The sequence below is a fragment of the Bradyrhizobium ivorense genome (assembly GCF_900696085.1).
GTDB lineage: Bacteria > Pseudomonadota > Alphaproteobacteria > Rhizobiales > Xanthobacteraceae > Bradyrhizobium > Bradyrhizobium ivorense.
Window position 1 is genome coordinate 23918 of the sequence record NZ_CAADFC020000006.1, and the last position, 21220, is coordinate 45137.

The 21220-nt window shown below is 62.1% G+C and carries 19 protein-coding genes and 2 pseudogenes; 12 read left to right on the forward strand and 9 right to left on the reverse strand.

All coding sequences use genetic code 11. The features are described 5' to 3' along the window. The first annotated feature begins 183 nt into the window (after window positions 1-183). The 3 genes from CI41S_RS10195 to CI41S_RS10205 all read left to right on the forward strand — a co-directional run bounded on the left by CI41S_RS10195 (window position 184) and on the right by CI41S_RS10205 (window position 2318). On the forward strand, window positions 184-948 hold the full coding sequence (locus tag CI41S_RS10195) for a DUF6875 domain-containing protein (RefSeq protein ID WP_139858835.1): 765 nt from the start codon (window positions 184-186) through the stop codon (window positions 946-948). A 65-nt stretch (window positions 949-1013) separates the two neighbouring features. Next, on the forward strand, window positions 1014-1490 hold the full coding sequence (locus tag CI41S_RS10200) for a DUF6130 family protein (protein ID WP_139858836.1): 477 nt from the start codon (window positions 1014-1016) through the stop codon (window positions 1488-1490). A 66-nt stretch (window positions 1491-1556) separates the two neighbouring features. Beyond that, window positions 1557-2318: an SDR family oxidoreductase gene (locus CI41S_RS10205; RefSeq protein ID WP_139858837.1), complete on the forward strand. Its 762-nt coding sequence runs from the start codon at window positions 1557-1559 to the stop codon at window positions 2316-2318. A 147-nt stretch (window positions 2319-2465) separates the two neighbouring features. Here the strand turns inward: CI41S_RS10205 and CI41S_RS10210 are convergent, their stop codons facing one another. Beyond that, window positions 2466-3353: a LysR family transcriptional regulator gene (locus CI41S_RS10210; protein WP_139858838.1), complete on the reverse strand. Its 888-nt coding sequence runs from the start codon at window positions 3351-3353 to the stop codon at window positions 2466-2468. Window positions 3354-3489: 136 nt separating this feature from the next. On the opposite strand from CI41S_RS10210, the gene CI41S_RS10215 reads away from it, so the two are divergent. Genes CI41S_RS10215 through CI41S_RS10225 form a run of 3 tightly spaced genes read left to right on the forward strand, consistent with a single transcriptional unit; the run spans window position 3490 to window position 6374 of the window. After that, complete coding sequence (locus tag CI41S_RS10215; protein ID WP_139858839.1) at window positions 3490-4821, forward strand: epoxide hydrolase family protein; 1332 nt, start codon at window positions 3490-3492, stop codon at window positions 4819-4821. A gap of 36 nt (window positions 4822-4857) precedes the next feature. Beyond that, window positions 4858-5586, forward strand: a complete 729-nt coding sequence (locus CI41S_RS10220; RefSeq protein ID WP_139858840.1) for a DUF6875 domain-containing protein — start codon at window positions 4858-4860, stop codon at window positions 5584-5586. A gap of 26 nt (window positions 5587-5612) precedes the next feature. Next, on the forward strand, window positions 5613-6374 hold the full coding sequence (locus CI41S_RS10225; RefSeq protein WP_139858841.1) for an SDR family oxidoreductase: 762 nt from the start codon (window positions 5613-5615) through the stop codon (window positions 6372-6374). Window positions 6375-6709: 335 nt separating this feature from the next. Here the strand turns inward: CI41S_RS10225 and CI41S_RS10230 are convergent. The 5 genes and pseudogenes from CI41S_RS10230 to CI41S_RS10250 form a co-directional block, all read right to left on the reverse strand. Beyond that, window positions 6710-7128 (reverse strand): annotated as a pseudogene (locus tag CI41S_RS10230) (cysteine hydrolase family protein). 31 nt (window positions 7129-7159) lie between these two features. After that, entirely contained in the window at window positions 7160-7702 is a 543-nt protein-coding gene (locus CI41S_RS10235; RefSeq protein WP_139858842.1) for a cytochrome P460 family protein, read from the reverse strand. A gap of 102 nt (window positions 7703-7804) precedes the next feature. Next, on the reverse strand, window positions 7805-8608 hold the full coding sequence (locus CI41S_RS10240) for an alpha/beta hydrolase (protein ID WP_210242637.1): 804 nt from the start codon (window positions 8606-8608) through the stop codon (window positions 7805-7807). Between the two features lie 90 nt (window positions 8609-8698). Further along, window positions 8699-9355 carry an enoyl-CoA hydratase/isomerase family protein gene (locus CI41S_RS10245; protein ID WP_172627979.1) on the reverse strand — a complete coding sequence of 219 codons (657 nt, stop codon included), beginning with the start codon at window positions 9353-9355 and terminating at the stop codon, window positions 8699-8701. A 110-nt stretch (window positions 9356-9465) separates the two neighbouring features. Continuing rightward, window positions 9466-10503, reverse strand: coding sequence for an alpha/beta fold hydrolase (locus CI41S_RS10250; protein WP_244626463.1), 1038 nt, complete (start codon window positions 10501-10503; stop codon window positions 9466-9468). A 121-nt stretch (window positions 10504-10624) separates the two neighbouring features. Here CI41S_RS10250 and CI41S_RS10255 point away from each other — a divergent pair. Further along, window positions 10625-11140, forward strand: a pseudogene (locus CI41S_RS10255) (aminotransferase class I/II-fold pyridoxal phosphate-dependent enzyme); the annotation flags it as partial. Window positions 11141-11842: 702 nt separating this feature from the next. On the opposite strand, the gene CI41S_RS10260 reads toward CI41S_RS10255, so the two are convergent. Beyond that, window positions 11843-12871, reverse strand: coding sequence for a helix-turn-helix domain-containing protein (locus CI41S_RS10260; protein WP_172627980.1), 1029 nt, complete (start codon window positions 12869-12871; stop codon window positions 11843-11845). 259 nt (window positions 12872-13130) lie between these two features. Between CI41S_RS10260 and CI41S_RS10265 the strand changes: the two genes are divergently transcribed. The 5 genes from CI41S_RS10265 to CI41S_RS10285 all read left to right on the forward strand — a co-directional run bounded on the left by CI41S_RS10265 (window position 13131) and on the right by CI41S_RS10285 (window position 19100). Continuing rightward, entirely contained in the window at window positions 13131-14069 is a 939-nt protein-coding gene (locus CI41S_RS10265) for an alpha/beta fold hydrolase (RefSeq protein ID WP_244626464.1), read from the forward strand. A 115-nt stretch (window positions 14070-14184) separates the two neighbouring features. After that, the gene (locus CI41S_RS10270) at window positions 14185-15414 is read left to right on the forward strand and encodes an ABC transporter substrate-binding protein (protein WP_139858846.1); all 1230 of its coding nucleotides are present in this window, start codon (window positions 14185-14187) and stop codon (window positions 15412-15414) included. 30 nt (window positions 15415-15444) lie between these two features. Then, window positions 15445-16239, forward strand: a complete 795-nt coding sequence (locus CI41S_RS10275; RefSeq protein WP_139858847.1) for an SDR family NAD(P)-dependent oxidoreductase — start codon at window positions 15445-15447, stop codon at window positions 16237-16239. Window positions 16240-16268: 29 nt separating this feature from the next. Beyond that, window positions 16269-17498, forward strand: coding sequence for a thiolase family protein (locus tag CI41S_RS10280; RefSeq protein WP_139858848.1), 1230 nt, complete (start codon window positions 16269-16271; stop codon window positions 17496-17498). Between the two features lie 21 nt (window positions 17499-17519). Continuing rightward, on the forward strand, window positions 17520-19100 hold the full coding sequence (locus CI41S_RS10285; RefSeq protein WP_139858849.1) for a class I adenylate-forming enzyme family protein: 1581 nt from the start codon (window positions 17520-17522) through the stop codon (window positions 19098-19100). Window positions 19101-19296: 196 nt separating this feature from the next. Here CI41S_RS10285 and CI41S_RS10290 read toward each other — a convergent pair whose 3' ends face one another. After that, window positions 19297-19554 carry a hypothetical protein gene (locus tag CI41S_RS10290; RefSeq protein ID WP_139858850.1) on the reverse strand — a complete coding sequence of 86 codons (258 nt, stop codon included), beginning with the start codon at window positions 19552-19554 and terminating at the stop codon, window positions 19297-19299. Between the two features lie 120 nt (window positions 19555-19674). Next, window positions 19675-21195 (reverse strand): AMP-binding protein, encoded by a 1521-nt coding sequence (locus CI41S_RS10295; RefSeq protein WP_430650013.1) that lies wholly within the window; start codon window positions 21193-21195, stop codon window positions 19675-19677. Between the last annotated feature and the right edge of the window lie 25 nt (window positions 21196-21220).

Consider the following 21220-nt stretch of genomic DNA (forward strand, 5'->3'; position numbering starts at 1 on the left):
TGCAATCCAATTCCTCAAACAAAATGGGCAATGGCGCGAACGTATGACCGCATCAGCTCCTTGTCGAGGTGACAGGGATAGCGATCCGTCTTCACACTTCTGTGCAGCAGGTAAGGAATCGACAAGATCGGGGCGCGCGACGCCGCTATCTCCAGCTCATAGCTCATCAAGAGGAGATACGAAGTGACCCTCAAAACCCCTGCCCCGGTCGCGGCTTGCATGACGTTCGCTGCGAGCGCCCTCGCGGAAACCGCGAGGACGGTTCGAGGCTCGACAGGACGGTCCCTCCCGGCACGGACTGCCAATCTCTTCCTGCCCGAGGATCTCAACGACGTCGGCAGGACGAGCGAGCTAACTGAACGGGATCGAAACGCGCTTCGCGCGGTCGCAGACTGGATAAATGGCTTCGTGGCCAAACCCGACAAGCAACTCGGCCGCTCGGGGCCCGTGTGCCCCTTCGTTCCTCGGGCCATCGAGCGTATGACCCTCTGGCTCGCTCCCGAGCGGATCGCCGACCGGGGCGTGCAAGATATTGTCCAGCTCATAGGCGACTACAAGAAGCTCTTCCTTGACTCTCAGCCCTTTGACAGCGACGCAGTCCACAAATCAGTCGTCGTTGTCTTCACCGATCCGTCGGCAGAACGTGCGAAGTCCGTGTTCAACCACGTGCTGCAGCATCTCGCCGTGCCATCCTACGCGGAAGACGGATTGGTGCTTGGAGCGTTTTACGAACGCAATGAAGGGACTGCAATTTACAATCCCAGTTTTCGACCGTTCACCGCGCCGGTGCCGTTCCTGCTGATAAGGCAAGCAGTCGTTAGCGACTGGAAGTTCTTTCTGGACAGCGAACAGTGGCTGGATCTCTGGGCGCGCCGCTTTCAGGGTTCTGCGGTCCATGCGCTTGCCGACGAACTGCGCCGCCAGCCGTGGCGCGCAAAGCGCGATTAGCTCACCAACTTTCGTCCATCGATCCGAAGAACTCCGAAGCTGCACCTTTAGAGGAAGGTAGTGCCATGACTCACGTCAAGATCCTTGCTGCAGCCATCGCGTCCTGCGCAGTGCTCGCAGCCGACGCCTCAGCCCAAAACGCGAGGGAAATCCGCGGGGCTTCACCATACGTCGCCGTCGAAAACGAACCCGCTCCCAGGCTGATCGTCGATCCCCCGCTTCCCGAGGGGTTGGCGATTGGCGTCTTCTGGGCGCAGTATCGAGTGGAGAACGTCCGGATTGTCCAGGTGTTCGGGGCCGGCGCGCGCCAAGTGTCGCCCCGTATCGGCCATCTTCACATCACCGTCGATGACCTGCCGTGGTGGTGGGCGGACGCGAGCGACAACAACACTGTCGACATCGCCGGTTTGCCTGCTGGTCCGCACCAGGTGACGATCGCGTTGGTCGATGCCGACCACAACGTCTTCCCTGGCCAGACGACGACACTGAAATTCATCGTGCCCGAACACGAAAAAACGAGCCACGCCGGCCACCACAAGTAGGCCGCCGGGTCGACGACAGGAATCTCGCTTCCGGAAATCAAACAGCCCAAACGATCGGAGAATTCAATGCTAGACGGGAAGACCGCGCTGGTTACTGGTGGCACATCGGGCATCGGCCTCGCTACCGCAAAGCTCTTGCGCGCCAACGGTGCGCGTGTTGCCATTACGGGCCGCGGAACGGACGCTCTTGAGCGGGCGCGTGAAATCATCGGCGGAGACCTGCTGATGCTGCAAACCGACGTGCTATCTCGCGACGCCCTCCGAAAGATGGCTTCCGATGTGCAGCAGAACTTCGGCGCGCTCGACATTTTCTTCGCGAATGCCGGTGTGGCCTATGTGACGCCGCTGGCGACCACGAGCGAGGCGCAATATGACGCGCTCATGGACACGAATGTCAGATCCGTGTTCTTTTCGGTCCAGGCGGTCGAGCCCATCATGCGCGTGGGGGGCTCCATCATCTTGAATACGGCCTGGTTGAACCAGGTCGGGGTGGCCGGTCGTGCGATCCTGTCGGCGTCGAAGGCGGCGGTACGATCCTTCGCCCGCACGCTATCCGCCGAGCTGCTCGCCCGGCGCATCCGCGTAAACGCGGTCAGTCCAGGGCTGATCGAGACGCCCATTCTTCGGGGCGTGGGCCAATCCGAACATCCCGGTCAGACCGATGCCCAGTTTTGCGAGTATCTCGCAGGCGCCAGCAAGCTGATTCCGCTCGGGCGACTTGGAAAGCCCGACGAAATCGCGGCTGCGGTCCTGTTCCTCGCGAGCGATGCATCGAGCTACATGCTTGGATCGGAAATGGTCGTCGATGGCGGGTTCGCCGAGCTTTGAGGCGTCAACACAGCACGAACGTACGAATGGAAGCGAACCCATAGCAATCTCAAGACCGACGAAAAGACTCTACTGGAGACTCGCAACTCCCAACGGCTCGCCATGAAGCTCGAGGTCGCAGTCCTTCCGGTTGCCGACGTCGATCGCTCACTTTCCGGGTTGAACCTGTTCCAAGGCGGTTTGGATAAAGCTCTCCACTTTCGGCAGTGCGTACTGGCGACCGGCATAGACAAAGTACAGGGTCGCCTGCCGCTGCTGCTTCGTACGCCATTCCGACAGGACCCTCACTAGCTTGCCGGCTTTCGCCGCGTCTGCGGTCAGATAATCCGGCAACCATGCCATACCTTCTCCCGACACGACGAGGGACTTGCACAGTTCTACGTCATCGACCTGAACCCGTCCCTTCATTACAACCTCGAAGTCCGACTTCCCGTTCGTGAGAGTCACGGATGTCTTTTGGAAGAGGTACTTTATGAATTCTGCATCAGCCAGGTCGCGCGGATGGCTGAGCTTGCCTAAACGCTTCACATATTGGGGCGAGGCCCACAGGTCCGAACTTATTTCGGTGAAACGCCGAGCAATGAGTGACGAGTCCTTCAGCGCCCCAGCAAAGCGAATAGCAAGGTCGACACCTTCCTCAACTATATCGACGATCCGGTTCGTGAGGATGAAACGGAGTGAAACGTCCGGACACTTCGCCGCATAGGCACGCGCGATACGAGGCAGAATAGCGTGCCCTACGTCCACTGGCGCCGTAACCTTGAGGATACCGGACGGTTTGGATTTCGAGACCTGAAGCGCCGCTTCACCTTGTTCGACCTCGCGGACTGCGATCGCACAGTGTTGGAAATAAGCGTCGCCCGCTTCGGTCATCCGGAGCTTGCGGGTGTTGCGCTGGATCAAACGGACGCCGAGGCGCTTTTCCAATCCCGCCACTTTGGCGCTGACCGTTGTCTTGGGCATGCCCAAGCGTCTCGCCGCGGCGGAGAAATTGCCTGCTTCCACGACCTTCACGAATACCGTGATTGCATCCATGGTCGCTGTCCAAATACTTGCACGGTAAATCCCGACTTTACCAGCTAGTGGATGGTCTGGCGAGGCTCCTACCTTCAAGGACGAGCGGAGATTGACGTTGCTCCGCACATTGATCCTTCAAGCAGGAGAGCCAGTCGTGACTAAGGTTGATAAGCCCGAAACAATCGATATCGGTCGTCGTAGTATTCTAACCGGCATCGCGGCGGGAGTTGCCGTGGCTGGCGTCGCCAGCTTGCTTCCAGAACATTCGGCATCTGGCGCGGAGGGGGATGGCATTCGTCCCTTCAAGGTTCAGGTCCCGCAGGATGAACTCGACGATCTTCGCCGGCGCCTGGCAGCGACCCGCTGGCCCGACAAGGAGACGGTCGTCGATCAGACGCAAGGTGCGCAACTCGCAAAGCTCCAGCAATTGGTCCGCCATTGGGCGACCGACTATGACTGGCGCAAGGGTGAGGCAAAGTTGAACGCCTTGCCGCAGTTCAAGACTATGATCGACGGCGTCGATATCCACTTCATACACGTGCGCTCCCGCCATGCTAACGCACTGCCGCTGATCATCACGCATGGATGGCCCGGGTCGGTCTTCGAGCAGATCAAGCCCATCGGTCAGCTCACAGATCCGACTTCGTACGGCGGTCAGGCAGAGGACGCTTTCGACGTCGTGATCCCGTCGCTACCAGGGTTCGGCTTCTCGTCGCGACCGACCGAGACCGGCTGGGGCGTGGAGCGCATCGGCCGCGCATGGGACATGCTCATGAAGCGGCTCGGTTACACAACCTACGTCGCGCAGGGCGGAGACTGGGGCGCCGGCGTTGTCGAGGCGATGGGGCGGCAGGCCCCAACGGGATTGCTCGGCATTCACACCAATCTGCCGGCGGTCTTCCCGCCCGATGCGGCTGACGCGATCGTCAGCGGCGGGCCCGCGCCTGCGGGACTGTCCCCAAAGGAGCGCGCCGAGTTCGACGCCATGCAGTCGTTCATCAAGGGCGGCGGCTGGGGATACCTGACAATGATGAGCGCGCGACCACAGGCAGTCGGTTACGGCCTGACCGACTCTCCGGCCGGCCTTGCGGGGTGGATGCTCGTCCATGGAGGGTTCGGGAAGTGGACGTACGGCAAGGATCCCAAGCAGGCGCCCACCCCGGATGAGGTGCTCGACAACTTCTCACTTCACTGGCTGACCAACACGGTAACCTCAGGAGCGAGGCTCTACTGGGAGAACCGCGATCAGAACCTGATCAGTGCGGCCGCGCAGAAGACCGACACGATTACTCTGCCGGTGGCCATCACGACGTTCCCGAACGACGATCTGTTCCGAGCCCCGGAGACTTGGGCGCGCCGCGCCTTTCCCAATCTGATCTACTTCCGCGACGCTGAGCGGGGCGGCCACTTCCCGGCTTGGGAGGAGCCTGAGCTCTTCTCCTCCGAACTTCGCGCCGCGTTCAGGCCGCTTCGCCAATCGATCTGAAAACCGCGATCCCACATTCAACAAATGGAGAATGTCATGACTCACGTCGACACGTTTGACGCAGCCGCGGCTGGCTCCGCGCCAGTCAACTTCTTGCCAACACAGAACACCAATCTCTTCGCCCTCGACGATCTCGACTACTTGTCCATGACGAGGACGCTCGCGGAAAGCGATCTGACCGCGCTTCAAGCCGTCGCAGACTGGATCAGGACTTTCGTGGCAAGGCCTCACAAAGATCTCGGCCACGACGGTGCGGTGTGTCCCTTCGTGCCCGCGGCCCGCGAGCGCAAGACGATCTGGCTCGCGCCCGAGCGGATCGCCAAGCTGAGCGTGCCAGAAGTCGTCCAGCTCGTGAAGAACTACAAGAAGCTATTCATGGAAGCTCAGTCTGCGAACAGCCATGACGCACACTACAGATCGATCGTCCTGGTCTTCACCGATTTGGCGTCGGATCGTGCAAGGGATCTGTTTGACGACGTCCTGCAGCATCTTGCAGTTCCATCGTACGTGGAGGATGGACTTGTGCTGGGAGCCTTCTACGAGCGCAATGAAGCGACAGCGATACACAGCTCCAGCTTCAGGCCGTTCACACCACCCGTACCGTTTCTGCTGATGAGGCCCGCAGTCATCAGCGACTGGGAGTTCTTCCTGGAAAGCGAGGACTGGCTCGACCGTTGGGTGCGTCGCTTTGGAGCGTCCGCTGTCCGGGCTCTTGCCGACGAACTACGGCAGTTGCCGTGGCGCAAGAGCCGCAGCTCGTTCTGACCGCCGAGAACAACTGGGAGAGTTCCATGCTTAACGGAAAGACTGCGCTCGTCACTGGTGGGACCTCGGGCATCGGTTTCGCCACGGCCAAGCTGCTCCAAGCCAATGGTGCGCGGATCGCCATTTCAGGCCGCGAGTCCGCCGCTCTTGAGCGGGCGCGCAAGCTCATCGGCGGCGATGTGCTGACACTGAAGACCGATGTGCTCTCCCGAGACGCCCTTCAAAAGATGGCGTTGGACGTGCGGCAAGCCTTCGGCGCGCTCGATGTCTTCTTCGCAAATGCCGGTGTAGCTTATGTCACGCCGTTGGCGGCCACCAGCGAGGCGCAGTACGACGGCCTCATGAACACGAATGTCAGGTCCGTTTTCTTCTCGATTCAGGCGGTCGAACCGGTCATGCGCGAGGGCGGCTCGATCATCCTGAACACAGCCTGGTTGAATCAGGTCGGTGTTCCCGGTCGTGCCATCCTTTCGGCTTCGAAGGCAGCTGTTCGCTCGTTCGCGCGCACCTTGTCGGCCGAACTCCTTGGCCGGCGCATTCGCGTCAACGCGGTCAGTCCGGGCCTGATAGAGACACCCATCCTTCGGGGCGTGGGCCGATCCGAGCATCCCGGACAGACTGAAGATGAATTCCGCGAGTATCTCGCAGGCGCGAGCAAGCTGATACCGCTCGGACGGCTCGGCAAGCCGGAAGAAATCGCCTCTGCCGTCCTGTTCCTCGCCAGCGATGCGTCGAGCTACATGCTTGGATCGGAAATGGTTGTCGATGGAGGGTTCGCCGAACTTTGATCGGCTGCCCTGCCATGGATACGCTCAGTTGCGTTGAGCAGTCCAATACCCCCGAGCATAAGGAGCGGCCGGCGCGACCGCTCCACGTGCCGTGGCCGATGGTGCCGGCGAGCTTGCGGGAGCCTGAGGCGTATTTGTCGTGAACGGAGACGGACGCGCGAACCGCGCCCGATTTGGCCACCGATCCCCTGAACTTCAGCAGATTGGGATGTGATACGATCCGGCTGGCATCGGCAAGACGTCGGTCGTCATCGCTTTGGCACGTCGCCTGCCCACATGGTGTAAGGCTCCTGTAGTGGGTCCATCGACAGGCCGGAGTTGAGTGAATGTCCAGCTCAGAGTGATGAGATGGCTACAACAACCTCTCTCGTGGTCACAATCGCACTGGCGTAGTTCGGCATGGTGACCTCCAGCGCGGCGTGCATCTCTCGATCCGAGTAGCTCGCGATGCCGTCGCTGACAACCGTGACCTCGTAGCCGAGTTCTGCCGCGAAACCACCGTCGCTTCCACACAAGTATGGGCTATGAGTCCGATCACGATGAGCTGATGAATACCGTGCTTCTCGAGCTGTAGGTCCAGATCTGTATTGGCAAAGCGGCTGGAGCACCAATGTTCGAGCGCCACGATCTCCCCGGCCAGGGGTGTGAATTCGCTGATACGATCCCAGACCTTCGCGCCCTCAGAAATAAGGTCGTTATACGGATCGATCACCAGCAGTGCCGTGATCTGTTTGTCGTATGTCAAATGAGCCATAGCTTTGTGTTCCACGCTGGAAGTATGGGTATCAACGTGCGTAATGAGTGAAGACAAAGTCGCGGTCCTTGGCTGGCTCGTGGCAGGAGAAGCATGTCTTGTGCACCGCTTCGCTTGCAGGTTTACCGTCCTTGAAATCGGCGAATCCCCATCCACCGGTCGCGGCGTATTTCCCCGAGTCCTTCACCATGAACTGAATATTCTCGGCGGGGCCGGCAACGAAAGACTGGAAGCCTGCGCCAGGAAAGCCTGTAGCCAGAACCTCGTTGTTTTCGTCAGACGACGTCTCGTTCCAATGCAACGCAGCAATGATAGCGCCGTCCGGGAACGGAAGCTTACCTTCGCGGAATGCCTTGACGGCAATTTCGTTGCCAAGCTGCGCGCGCACTTGCTTCAACTTGTTCCCCGCCAGATGATTGACCGAGATCAATTGCCAATCGCGGTATCCTGGCGGGATTTTGACTCCGTAAATTGGTGAAGCCTTACTGTCGGCATGCCCATAGGCGGAAGCCATGCACGCAATCGCGTCGGCAAGAACCCCAGTTGCAATGCCTGCGAGAACAATCCGTTTCATGAGGTGCGTCCTATTAAAGATGAGCCTTGAACCACTGAACGGCGGCGTGCGACGAGGTCTCGAATTCAGTGAGATATGGGTCGAAGTGGCCGCCCTTGATCATCACAAGGCGTTTGGGTTCCAGCGCGCGCTCGTATGCTTGTAGCTCGAGATCGGTGACAGCAATTTGGTCGTGATCGGCAACCCAGCATCAGGAGGGGGGTGGGCGACACCCGCTCGACGAAATCGCCTGGAGCGTACATCCGCGCCCACCGCGTCGAGCGCACGGTCACGTTGTTCTCCCAAACTCCATCCGGGAGGGGACGAAGGTAGAAGTCGACAGTCAGCGGCCTTGTAGGAAGAGATCTTGCCAACTTCATCGCTAACGATGACCTGGGTCGCCGGCGGCTCGCCCCGCATTTGCGCGCGCTCGTCTACTGCAAACTGCGCCTCAAGGGCCGCGACTGCTTCCGGAGCAACGCGGCGCAGCCCGGCGGCATGACCATCGATTGTGGGGATTTGGGACACCACCGCCTTGAGCTGCCTGTCGGTCGCGCCGAGGACGATGGCATGACCGCCCGCGAAACTCGTTTCCCACCCGCCCACATGGCTTTCGTCGACCTCGGGGCGGTCCTGCAGATAGGAAACGGCGCGCCGCCAGTCGCCGATCTGTTGCCACGGGTTGATGTCGTGTCTTGGCTCGCCGCCGCTATCGCCAAAGCCGTGATGGTCATGTAGCAGCACCGCGAACCCTGCCTCGGCAAAGGCTTCGGCCATGGGCTCGATGCCGTGATATTTGGTGCCCCCATAGCCATGGGCCATTGAGACCGCTGGAAGGCGGGTAGCGTTTTGCGTCGGCAAGAACAACCACGAGGAAAGCGTGATCCCGCCCTCGGCAGGAAAGCGCACGTCCTGTTTCGCGAACATGATGACGTCTCCGTTCACGGATTGATTAGCTAAGGCCGCCAAGCATGCCGGCAAGATCGAGTTCGGCCTGTCTGGTCTGGAAGCCGCGCTTCAGCGCAACTTGAATACGATGTTGTGCCCCCGGGTTCTGGACGCCTTCGCCAAAGAGGTTCGAGTCGCGGCGAAACTCGTCGACCGAGGCGAGCCGATCGCATTGACCCGCTCCTTGACCACGGCAAGGTTTGCGACGGGGAAGTCCGCGATGCGACGCGCGAGTGAAGCGACAAACCCGCCAAGGTCAGACGCAGGTAGCGCTCGGTTGATCCAGCCATACCGTTCGGCGAGGTTAGCGTCGTAGTCGGTTGCGCTGAGGATGGCCTCGAGCGTTCGCGCGCGTCCCATCAGGCGGGTGAGGTGCTGGATGCCGCGCGCACCTGGAATGACCCCAAACCCGCCCTCCGGCTGGCCAAAAATCGCGGTCTCTCGTGCCGCAAAGCTCATGTCGCATGCCCGCACGAACTCACTGCCGGCGCCGCGAACGCGACCATCGACCTGTGCAATGGTGACGAGGCGGCTTTCGCTCAGGCGTCGGAACAGGAGCCCAATGGATGCTTCGCCAGCCAGCCTCGCGGCTTCCTCGCGGTACTCCTTGACCCGGGTTACCTCGACATGGGCAATGAAGTAGTCTGGGTCGGCGCTTGCGAACACCAGCACACGGATGGCCTTATCAGCCTCTGCTTGCTGGATGAGGGATACGAGATCGCGCACAACTCCGGTCCCAGGAGGTTCATCGGAGGGGCGGCAATATCGGCGAACAGAGCCGCGCCTTCGTTGCGCACTTTCAATGTCTCGAAAAACATTTCTTTCTCCTGCATGGCTCAATGAGCCGCATCGCGATATGGGGTCAGGAATGGTATCAGCGCGGCCAGCAGTTTCTCGGGAGCTTCCTCGGCGACCCAGTGGCCGCTTCCCTGAATGACGACGCCTTGCACGTTATCCGCGACGAGTTTCATCGTGCTTACCGTGCTCTCGTTAAGGCCTTTTTCCCCGCCGATGGCGAGAACAGGAAGAGTGAGCCGCCGCGTCCTGCGCTCCGCGTTCTGTGCAGTCGTGGCATCGATCGCGCGATACGATCCAAAGCTGCCGCGCAGAGCATCGGGGCTTGAGGCAAGGCCATCGACATAGTGCTTAATGACGCCGGCGGGCAGTGCCGTTCCTGCGGACTGGGCATACTCCGCACCGAAGTAGATGTCTTCGCGCCCGCGTACGAGCGCTTCGTTCACGCTGGCGTCGAGCCGGTTGAAGGCGATGTGCCAGAGCCGCTTGTTGAGCGGCCCGGGAACGAGTAAGGGTGGCGAGTGGGTGACTCCCGTGATGATGGCCTCGCCGACGACGAGTCGCTCTACGCGATCGGGATGATCCGCAGCGAGCGCGTACGCGATCCCCATGCCGGTATCGAAGCCCACAATCGCAAAGCGCCTGTGGCCCAACGCATCCATCAGGGCAACGAGGTCGTTGGCTTGCGTGCCCGAGTCGTACCCGCCCTCAGGTTTGTCGGAGAGTCCGATGCCTCGTTGGTCGACCGCGATGACGGTGAAGTCCCGGGCCAGTGCCGGCATGACTAGACGCCATTGGTACCAAGTTTGCGGCCAGCCATGGACCAGCAAAAGCGGCGGGCCGTTGCCGCCGATTACCGCGTGGAGCCGCACGCCATTGGCGTTGATGTAGCGGCTGCCGAATCTGTCGGTAAAGCCTTCGGGAAGATAAGGGGAACTGCGAACGGAGCCGACACTTTCGGATTTCACCGCGCGTGCAGCCGCTAGGCGCAATTGGTCGCCAAGCAAGCCGATGGCAGTGGCTGCAGTTGCAGTGATAAGAACGCTTCGTCGGGTCCGCATTGATGGATTTGTGGTCATGGCCAATCTCCTGCCTCAGTCGGGGCCAAGTGCTGGTGGCAATCCATCAGCCGGCCCTCGTCCTGAGGCATATCGGAGTTGGCGCACCTCCCGTCTTGTCGATTCCTTACCCCCGCCGCAAATCGCCTGGCGGGAAGGTGCGTTGCACCGATCGACGTCGTCGAGGGCCACGCTGACAAAGGCATTCGGCTGCCTGGGCGGCTACATCGCGGCAAGCGCCGATGTTATCGATGCGGTGCGCACCTACGCACCGGGATTCATCGTCACAACCGCATTGCCGCCAGCGGTCTGCGCCGCCGCCACCGCGGCGATCCCGCACCTCAAGTCCTCGCAATGGGAGCGTGATCTCCACCAGGAGCGCGGACGAGTGAAATCCGTGCTCAATGCAGCAGCCCTGCCGGTCATGCCCAGTGAGACGCACATTGTGCCGTTGATGGGTGATCCGGAGAAGTGCAAGGAAGAGAGTGATCTCCTGCTCAACGAGTACGGCATCTATGTGCAGCCGATCAACTATCCGACCGTCCCGCGCGGCACCGAGCGGTGCGCATCACGCCGACGCCCTATCACGACGACAATTGTGCTCGCTGAGGCGATGGTCGATGTTTGGGCGCGTCTCGCATTGCCGCGACCACATTAGTGGCTTTCCACTTGGTAAGCTCATGAGATCTCAGTGGGAATGTCTTCTCGCCTCTTAGGCAAAAGCCATGCGCAACACATTTGCAACACAGTGATCTTAAACCATTGATATTGTTTAGCAGGAAACGGTTTCCTAAGCCGTAGGTCGTTGAGTTGCGCCGGGGCATAGGCGCGCCAAGGTTCGATCCCGGCCTTGCTGGGGCGCTGCCCCGTCCCTTCCCATGAGACATCGAACGTGATGGCGAGCACGCATCTCACTCCATTTCGAAGGGCGATATGGCGCGCTTAATGGCGGTTGAAGTCGCCGAAAAAGTGGTACACAAAGGTGGCCACACAACCGAAACCGGGTTGTCGAAAAGCCTTATTTCATTGGATTTTCTGTTCTCGTTAGATCGCTGGGTGAGAGTCCCACTCTCTCCGCCATGTCTTAATGATTCTACGGACGTTTTCTTGATTTTCGGGCTCCGAATTCGCCCCTAATGTTCGCTATTTCCTTTTGTCTGAACCTGACGCCATGACATGAAGGGAGCCGACTGATTAGTACAGGTCAGTCAATGCGCATCGCAAATTAGGATATCACCGCGAGCAACGGAGTACCTGAGAGCTGAGTGGCGCACCACCTGCGTAAAACCACGAACATGAGTGTTTTCGATATTGCCGGCACAGCGCCTGCGGGCGCGCGCGTTAATCGGCCCGACGCGCCTTACATTGCACCTCGGCCCCGGAAGCGCAGCGGCGACATTCCCTTCCAGCGCTTGAACGCGCGCGAGAAACTCGCGGTCTCGGCAAAGCCCAAGGCCTCTGCCACCGCCTCGACCGACATGCGGGTGTTGTCGAGCAGGTAGGTCGCACGCTGTTCGCGGACTTGGTCCACCATCTGGCCGAAGGTCAGTCGTTGAGCCGCCAACTTTCGATAGAGCGTCCGTTCGGAGAGGCCGAGCATTCGGCAAGCCTCCGGTGCGCTCGGGAACCGACGCGCTGAGCGCACCAGCAGCGCGTAAAGTTGGCTCACGACCTCGTCGCTGACGCGTGCTTCCTCGATGAGGCGCGCGCACAGCTTGCCGTAGGTCTCTTCCAGCAACGGGCTGGCCATCGGAAGTGGCGCCCGCGTGACGCCCGGCATGAGGATCCATCGGGTGACCGGCGCGTCAAAGACGATGGGGATGCCGAGCACAGCTTCGCATTCGTGCCGTCCGTGGCCCGAGTCGAGCACGGTCTCGATCCGCAGGATCGGCGAGAGTCCGGGATCCATGTCGTTGAGGAATTGGGTGGCGGACCCGAGCGCCCGCTCCTGGGAGAATTCCCGGTAGTCCGCCGGCACCTGCGTGTCATCGGCCGCGACCGCGATCACTTCGCCGGCCTCCTCAACAAGCGTGTACTGCATCAGGGAATAGGTGAGCGCCAGGAAGGATGTCATGACCCGCAGCCCGGCGCCGAAGGTGTCCGCTGCCAAGACGGCAAGACCAAGTGGTCCATATCCCATCAGCCGGTACTGCAGGCCCGTCCGAAACCAGGCGCCGGGCATATGGCGGGTGGCCTGCACGAAGACTTCCTGGAGGCGCAGTTCCTGCGCGCCCGACACAACGCCATTGGGGTCATCCGTGATGTCGGCGGGGATGCCGGCTTCCGACAGCAGCGGTCTCCATGCCAGGCCGGCCGCCTCGATGACTGACCGCATGATCCGCGCGCTCTGGTTCGGCAGGCGGATTGCGGCAAATGACTCGAGCCTCATGCGCATCTCCCTGCGCCGTAGTGAACCCAAATGGCTTTGCAAGTCAAAGCCTTGGTTGCGGGTCCGCGCGGCATGGATTGGACGCAGTCGCCGCGCGATTGGCAGAAACGATCAAGAATTCGGCAGCCTTCGACATTAACCGAACCGATCGTCCGTGGGAGGAGTGGACAGCGCCGATCGACCCGGAAGTTGGCGGCGCGAGGAGGAAGCTGCCTTGGATAGAACGTGCATTGCGCCTCAGCAGCTTGCAGAGGATCAATTGCCTGCGCAGGCACTGCAGCCGGACGATGTTGGGCCGAGCTGGCAGAGCCGCTGCATCGTTGCTCTGCTTCGGCTTCTGCCGATCAAGAAGCGGACCGCGTCTGCGGCTGCCGTGCAGGAATATGTGCGCGCTGCAGCATCCCGGCCGGCTTCCCATGAACCGACGGGTCTCGGCCGTGGCGTCAAGGTGACCCTCAAGAATGTCGCAGGAAGGCCGATCTACTTCACCGTGCCTGCGGCAAATCCCGATGCCGGCAACTACGTGGTGTTCCTGCATGGTGGCGGCTACATCAAGGAGATCGTTCGCGCCCATTGGCGCTTCATTGGCCACCTGACCCGCGTTGCGGGCGTGCGTTGCGTCGTCCCGATCTATCCGCTGGTCCCCCACGCCACGGCGAAGGATGTCGTGCCGGTCATGGGTGAGCTGTTGCGGCAGCTTCTGGACGACGTCGCTCCCGCGAAGGTTACGGTGGTCGGCAATTCGGCGGGGGCCGGATTGGGGCTCGCCGCAGCGCAATGGCTGCGAGATGCCGGACATCGCCAGCCGAACGGGCTGGTGCTGATCTCGCCCGGGCTCGATGGGTCGATCAGCCGGCCCGAGCAGGTGGCGATCGCCGCGCGCGATCCGGTGCAGGATATTCCAGGCATCCGCGAAGCCGGTCGTCTCTATGCCGGCGATCTCGGTGTCGCACATCCCTATGTCAGTCCGTTGAACGGCGACTTCCACGGCCTGCCGCCGATGATCGTGTTCTCCGGCACACTCGACCTGCTCTACCCCGACAGCATCGCGCTGGCCGCAAAGGCGCGCGCGGCCGACGTGCCGGTCGAGCTTCATCTGCGAAAGGGCCAGCCACACAATTATGCGGGGATGCCGACGCCGGAGGGCAGGCAGGCGCGCGCTATCATCCTGCGCGCGGTTGCGCAGGAACTGATGTGATCGTCGTCAGCAAGGCACCGTCTTCGCCAATAAACAGAGACCCGGCCTGTGCAATCGAGGCTCCATGGACGAGAGCAAGGTCTGAGGCCGCTGGCCGCGAATAGGGGAGGGAGCAATGAAGGACAGGATAGCAAGGCGTGCAGTCTTGAAGGCCGGTATCGGCCTTGGCGCCGCGGGAATTTTCGGTGCCCGAGCGCCCGCGCGCGCGCAAGCACGGACCAAGCCGCTGCGGTTGGGCGTGCTGACCGATATGTCGGGACCGTATTCAAACATCGGCGGGCCGGGCTCGGTTGAGGCCGTCCGCATGGCCGTCGAGGATTTTGGCGGACGGGTACGCGACCTGCCGATCGAGGTCGTGACCGGTGATCATCAGAACAAGCCCGATACCGGCGCGGGAATCGCGCGGCGCTGGATCGATCTCGAGGGGGTCGACGCAATTCTCGATGTACCGACCTCGTCGGTCGCGCTCGCGGTCCAGCACGTGACGAGAGAGAAGGGCATCGCGACGATTTTTGGAACCGCCGCGATCGAGAGCTTGACCAGCGAAGAGTGCTCACCGACCGGCATCCAATATGTCTACGACACCTATTCAATCGCCAACGTCACCGCCAAGGCCGCGATCGCCAATGGCGGTGACACGTGGTTCTTCGTGACGGCCGATTACGGTGTCGGACACGCCATGGAGAAAATGGTCGGCGATGTCGTCACCGCGAGCGGTGGCAAGATCCGCGGCGCGGTCAGGGCGCCGCTCGGCACCGCCGATTTCTCGTCCTTTCTGCTGCAGGCGCAAGCGTCGAAAGCCAAGATCGTCGCTTTCGCCAATGCCGGAAACGATACCGTCACCAGCATCAAGCAGGCGCAGGAATTTGGCCTCGTCTCCGGCGGTCAGCGTCTCGTCGGCCTCCTGATGTTCCTGTCCGACATCGATGCGCTCGGGCTCGAAGCGGCGCAAGGCAGCCTCTTCACGACGTCGTTCTATTGGGATGCCGACGAGGAGGGCCGCGCATGGTCGACGCGATACTTCGCGCGAATGAAACGGATGCCAAATGATGTGCAGGCTGGCCTCTACTCCGCCGTCACTCATTACTTGAAGGCCGTGCAGGCCGCGGGCGCGAACGGAATCGATGCCGTTCGCTGGATGAAAGACAATGAAGTGAGTGACTTCTACGCGAGGCCCGGCCGCATCGGCCAGAACGGGCGAATGTACAAGGACATGTACCTCGTCGAGGCGAAGAAGCCGTCCGAATCCAGGAAGCCGTGGGACTACCTCAAGATCGTGGCGACCTCGCCGGCCAGTCAGTCGTTTCGGCCGGAGGCGGACAGCAAATGCAAGCTGCGGGCTTGATGTCGCGACCTCAGGGAAAGGAAGGGGGCAATGACTAAACGACTGGAGGGGCGCGTCGCTTTGGTGTTCGGCGCAGGCTGCGTCAGCGATGATTGGGGCAATGGCAATGCGACCGCGGTGCTCTACGCGAGAGAGGGCGCCCGCGTGATCTGCGTCGATCGCAACCGCCGGGCCGCCGAGCGGACGCAGGACCTGATCCTCGGCGAGGGCGGAGATGCGATCGCGCTCGACGCGGACATTGCCGTGTCCGCCGCGGTGAACGAGGCGGTCGCGCGCGGCATCGAGACCTACGGACGCATCGACATTCTCCACAACAATGTCGGCATCCTCGAGATCGGCGGGCCGGAGCAAACCGACGAGGCGACGTGGGACCGGGTCATGGCCGTGAACATCAAGGGCTTCTACCTGACCTGCCGGCGCGTCCTGCCGATCATGACAGCGCAGCGCGGCGGCGCGATCGTCAACATCTCGTCGATCGCGTCGAATCGCTGGCTCGGGGCGTCGTCGGTCACGTACTACGCGTCGAAGGCCGCTGTGAACCATCTCACCCAGACCATCGCCGTCGAATATGCGGCAAAGGGCATACGATGCAACGCCGTGCTGCCCGGGCTGATGAACACGCCGATGGTGATCGAGCCTTATCGAGCATTGTACGGATCCTTTGATGCGATGGTTGCCGCGCGCGACGCGATGTGTCCGACCGGCAAGATGGGAACGCCTTGGGATGTCGCCTATGCATCGCTGTTCCTGGCGTCGGACGAGGCGAAATACGTCAATGGCGCGCTGCTGCCGGTCGACGGCGGCCTCTCGTGCAAATCCGCGTAAGAGCGCCACGTCTGCTGGAGATCAGGGCCATGACAGTCTATATAGCCGGCGTCGGCATGACCCGTTTCGGACGCCATTCCGGCGAAACCGTCCGCTCATTGGCGTCGGACGCGGCGCTGGAAGCGATGGCAGATGCGGGATGCAATCCCGCGACGGTAGACGCCATTTTCTTCGGCAATGCCGGGCAGGGCGCGATGGAGGGTCAGCATTCCATCAGGGGCGAACTGGCGCTGATGGATATCCCGTTTCGACCGGTTCCGATCGTCAACGCGGAAAATGCCTGCGCGAGCGCAGCCACGGCGTTCTACCTCGCGGTCGCCCACGTCAGGGCCGGGCTTGCCGACGTGGCCTTGGCGGTCGGCGCCGAGAAGATGTCAGGACCGGACAAGGCGCGCAGTGCCGCGATCTTCAACGGCTCATGGGACGTCCACGACGTCGAGCGCTCGACCGCAACGCTGCTTGCCCTCGGAGAGGGGATCGAAACGCCACCGGAATTTCAGGACACCGGCCCGCATAGCGTCTTCATGGACGTCTACCAGGGTTTCACCAAATTTCACATGCGCGAGTTCGGCACGACCGTCAGGCAGCTCGCGATCGTCTCGTCGAAGAACCACGCCCATTCCGTCGCCAATCCGCGTTCTCAGTATCGGCAACCGTACTCGGTCGACGAGGTGCTCGCGGCGCGGATGATCGCCTGGCCGCTGACGCTGCCGATGTGCTCGCCGGTCAGCGACGGCGCGGCGGCGGCGATCGTGTGTTCGCAAGCGGCGTTGGCGAAGCTCAGTCGGAGCCGGGCGGTACAGGTGCGCGCCAGCGTGCTCGCTGCGGGCGGGCGTCGCAGGGCGGAGGACTACATGCTGGACACGGCACATTTGATGGCGCGGAAGGCATACGAGGAAGCCTCGATCGGCCCCGACGAGGTCTCGCTGGCGGAGGTGCATGACGCGACGGCGTTCGGCGAGATCCAGCAGGCTGAAAACCTGATGTTCTGCGGCTTCGGCGAAGGCGGGCCGCTGGCGGAAGCCGGCGCGACAAGGATCGGCGGCCGCATTCCGATCAATCCGTCGGGCGGGCTCGAAAGCAAGGGCCATCCGATCGGCGCAACGGGGCTGGGACAGATCTTCGAGCTGGTGACACAGCTTCGCGGCGAGGCCGGCGCCCGTCAGGTCGAAGGTGCGCGGATCGGAATTGCCGAGAATGGCGGCGGCGTGATGGGCGTGGAGGCCGCGGCGGTGGCGATCACGATCCTCGGCGTCTGAGCGGACTTCAGGAGGCCAGGGATGAACATTGCAAGCTTGCTCGCGAACACCGCCAGAAGCCAGGGCAACGAAACCGCCGTCTTTCATGGCGAGCGCCCGGTATGGACGTATCGTGAGATGGCGCGGCGCGCGGCAACACTCGCACAGGGGTTGCAGCATCGACTGGGCGTCGCGCGCGGGGATCGGATCCTGCTCTGGGCGGGCAACAGCCCCGAATATGTCGAGGTCATCTTCGCTGCGTGGTTCGCGGGCGCCGTGATCGTTCCCGTCAACGTCGCGCTGCATCCGCGAGAGGTCGCCTCGATCGCCAACGACTGCGGCGCCAGGGTCTGCTTCACGGCTATCGAGAAGGTCGGCCCGCTGCAAGAGTGCGCTCCCTCGCAGCACGTGCCACGCATCCTGCCGATCGGGGATACTACGCTGAACGAGTTGCGCGGCGAGGAGCTCGGCCAGGCTGACGTCTCGTCGTCCGACACCGCATGGGTCTTCTACACCAGCGGCACGACGGGGCGCCCGAAGGGGGCGATGCTGAGCCACCAGAACCTTCTGGCGATGACGCTCTCCTATCTCGCCGACGTCGACTTCCTATCGCCGCAGGACAGCTTCTTCCACCTCGCGCCGCAGTCGCACGCGGCGGGGCTGCTGATGCTGGCGCATGTGATGAAGGGCGCGCGAAACGTCATCCCCGATCCGGCGGGTTTCGATCCGGACGACGTCTGCCGCCTGACGCGAACGTTCGGTTCGGTCACGAGCTTCATGTCGCCGACCATGCTCGGGCGCTTCATCACGGCGTCCACCCTCGACGACGATGTGATCGCGCAAACGCGGACCGTCCTCTGCGGCGGGGCGCCGATCTATGTCGAGGACATGAAGCGTGCGCTCGATGTCCTCGGGCCGAAGGTGTGGAACGGCTATGGCCAGGGCGAGGCGCCCTGCACCATATCAGCGCTGTCCAAGGCCTGGTTGGACCCGTCGCATCCGGATTTCGAGCGTCGCCTTGCGTCGGTCGGCGTCGCGAGAAGCGGCGTCGAGATTGCGGTACGAGCCGCGGACGGATCGTTGAGCCGAACGGGCAGCGGCGAGATCGCGGTTCGGGGGCCGGTCGTGATGAGCGGCTATTGGCGAGACGAGCCGGCTACGCGCGCGGCATTACGTGAGGGGTGGTTGATGACCGGCGACCTCGGCGTGATCGATGACGATGGCCTGCTGACGCTGAAGGGCCGGGCCAAGGAACTGATCATCAGCGGCGGCTCGAACATCTATCCTCGCGAGGTCGAGGAGGTGTTGCTGCGGCATCCTGCTGTCGCGGAGGTCGCGGTCGTCGGCGTGCCCGATCCAGTATGGGGCGAGAATGTCGTGGCCTTCGTCGTGGCGCGAGCTGGGGACGAGGTGACCGCTTCCGAGCTGGACGAATTGTGCCTGTCGCAGATTGCGCGCTTCAAGCGCCCGAAGGAATACCGCTTCCTGCCTGGATTGCCGAAGAACAATGCGGGCAAGGTCCTCAAGCGTGAACTGCAGGCCAAATTAAGGTCTAACGCCGATTGCTTGGCACAAGTCCAAGGGCAGGTAGCTAGGACCGTTGGTTCCCATTCTTTGGAATGAAAAACAGCTTACACATAAATACGGATTGACTGACACCTTTGCGCGATGGCGCGCGATAAACTACGGTTTCGTGCGCGTCGTTCATTGATTGTGCCGAATGTAATGCCGACCTGCCGAGGGTCTGTGTGTCGGTTCTTTGGCGGCCAGCAAGGCCGCTCGCGCGAACAAAAGTCTTTCATTCTGCCCAGGAGACGCGTCAGTCCGCGACCTTGTCGAAGTCACACGCCATGAGTGCGGTTTCGGCCAGGCTGATAATGTCCACCCGTAGATCCGTGGTCGTCCCCTGACCGACAATGCCTTGCAGCGTCAGTTCTTCTCTGAGCGCTTCGATCATCCGTTTCATACGTCGCTGGTACTTGATGCTCGAGCATCCGTCGTCGTGACTGAACATGTCGCGGGCTGCAGCTAGCGCTTTATCGATGAATCGCCAGGGGCAAAATGAGATGTCCAGCATGGACATTGATTCCCCGAAAAGGTGCTGTCGGACCAAATTGGGAGCGATTTTCGGACATGGCCGATCGGCATTTCTGGCTGGCTGGCGCCGTCGGCCGATCGGGGCAGATTGGCTGCAGCCTCAGTCTTTGAGCCGCCGCCGCAACAGCTTGCCGGCCGGTGAGCGCGGCAACTCGGTAACGAAGCTGACATCGCGCGGCACCTTGTAGGGCGCCATGTTCTGGCGCGCCCATGCCACGAGCTTGGCGGTGTCCAGTTCGGCACGCGGGGCCAGGACGACGAAGGCTTTGACCACCTCGCCCTTGGTTGCGTCGGGCACGCCGATTACGGCCGACGCCGCCACGTCGGGGTGCTTGTTCAGAATCGACTCGACCTCTTCCGGGAACACGCTGTAGCCGGAGACCTTGATCATCTCCTTGAAGCGTCCCATGAAGGTCAGATAGCCGTCGGCATCGAGGCGGCCCATGTCGCCGGTGTGCAGCCAACCGTTGCGCAGCGTTTCTGCGGTCGCGTCGGGACGATTGCGGTAACCCTTGAATACGCCTGGACCGCGGATCATGATTTCGCCGGGGGCGCCGGCCGGCATGACCGTGCCGGAGTCGGGATCGACGATCCGGATCTCGTTGCCGGGCACCGGCCTGCCATGCGTGCCCCAGCGGATTGCGTTGCGCGGCATGAAGGTGTCGACCGTGTGGGTCTCGGTCAGCCCGTACGCCGCCTCGAAGCTCTCGCAGTTCGACGCGACGGTCTGCCATTGCCTGGCAAGCGCTTCAGTCCAGTCGATGCCGAAACTGGTCACGGGATTGACGCGGAGGCTTTTCAGCCTGAAGTCGGAAATGTTCGGGAGCTGCGTGACCGCGACGTTCATCGGCGCGATGCTGTACCACCAGCTCACCTGATAGCGGTCGATCGCCTGGGCTGTTACAAGCGGATCGAACCGGTACAGCAGCACGGACGTGGCGCCGGCATAGACCGGTGTATTGACGCCCATCACCATGCCGGCGATGTGATAAAGCGGCGCGATCGAGAGCAGCACGTCCTCGGCGCCGATCCCGTTGCAGGTCACGGTCGCGGCCGTCTTGAAGATGACGTTGCGATAGGACAGCATCGCCCCCTTGGGCCGACCCGTGCTGCCCGACGTGTAGATCATCAGCGCCGTATCGTTCATGTCGATCGCGACATCGCGGGGCGACGCACCGCTTGCGGTGACGGCGAGGAAGTCCTCGATCTCGCCGGCCATACCGGCCGGCCTGGAGGCGGATGCGAACAGCTCGTCGGGAACGCCGATCGGCGGCCGCTCGGGCAGCAGGTCCGGGTAGCGGACCACGAAGACATGCTCGAGCTTGGTCTTGTCACGGACCTGAGCCACGACCGGCAAGAGCGGTTCGGCCGCGACGATCACGCGCGCGCCGAGATCGTCGAGCTGATAGGCGNGCGAGTGGTGCGTGTTCAGCGGCCCGGAGGGCGAGGCAGTGGCGCCGATCTTCTGGATGCCGTATTGCGCCATCGGGTATATCGGGCAGTTGGTCGTGAACAGTGCGACCGGCTCGCCGTTGGCGACGCCGGGCGGCTGCAGGCGCGCCGCGAATGCATCACTCGCGCGATCGAGCTCCAGGAACGTGATGGCAAGGCCATACCAGATGCAGGCCGCCTTTTCCGGCCGCTCG

Excerpts from the sequence above, each read along its gene's own strand:
- CI41S_RS10200 (WP_139858836.1), top strand. The coding sequence starts at position 1,014 with ATGACTCACGTCAAGATCCTTGCTGCAGCCATCGCGTCCTGCGCAGTG.
- CI41S_RS10205 (WP_139858837.1), top strand. The coding sequence starts at position 1,557 with ATGCTAGACGGGAAGACCGCGCTGGTTACTGGTGGCACATCGGGCATC.
- CI41S_RS10210 (WP_139858838.1), bottom strand. The coding sequence starts at position 3,353 with ATGGATGCAATCACGGTATTCGTGAAGGTCGTGGAAGCAGGCAATTTC.
- CI41S_RS10220 (WP_139858840.1), top strand. The coding sequence starts at position 4,858 with ATGACTCACGTCGACACGTTTGACGCAGCCGCGGCTGGCTCCGCGCCA.
- CI41S_RS10225 (WP_139858841.1), top strand. The coding sequence starts at position 5,613 with ATGCTTAACGGAAAGACTGCGCTCGTCACTGGTGGGACCTCGGGCATC.
- CI41S_RS10235 (WP_139858842.1), bottom strand. The coding sequence starts at position 7,702 with ATGAAACGGATTGTTCTCGCAGGCATTGCAACTGGGGTTCTTGCCGAC.
- CI41S_RS10240 (WP_210242637.1), bottom strand. The coding sequence starts at position 8,608 with ATGTTCGCGAAACAGGACGTGCGCTTTCCTGCCGAGGGCGGGATCACG.
- CI41S_RS10250 (WP_244626463.1), bottom strand. The coding sequence starts at position 10,503 with ATGACCACAAATCCATCAATGCGGACCCGACGAAGCGTTCTTATCACT.
- CI41S_RS10260 (WP_172627980.1), bottom strand. The coding sequence starts at position 12,871 with ATGAGGCTCGAGTCATTTGCCGCAATCCGCCTGCCGAACCAGAGCGCG.
- CI41S_RS10270 (WP_139858846.1), top strand. The coding sequence starts at position 14,185 with ATGAAGGACAGGATAGCAAGGCGTGCAGTCTTGAAGGCCGGTATCGGC.
- CI41S_RS10275 (WP_139858847.1), top strand. The coding sequence starts at position 15,445 with ATGACTAAACGACTGGAGGGGCGCGTCGCTTTGGTGTTCGGCGCAGGC.
- CI41S_RS10280 (WP_139858848.1), top strand. The coding sequence starts at position 16,269 with ATGACAGTCTATATAGCCGGCGTCGGCATGACCCGTTTCGGACGCCAT.
- CI41S_RS10285 (WP_139858849.1), top strand. The coding sequence starts at position 17,520 with ATGAACATTGCAAGCTTGCTCGCGAACACCGCCAGAAGCCAGGGCAAC.
- CI41S_RS10290 (WP_139858850.1), bottom strand. The coding sequence starts at position 19,554 with ATGCTGGACATCTCATTTTGCCCCTGGCGATTCATCGATAAAGCGCTA.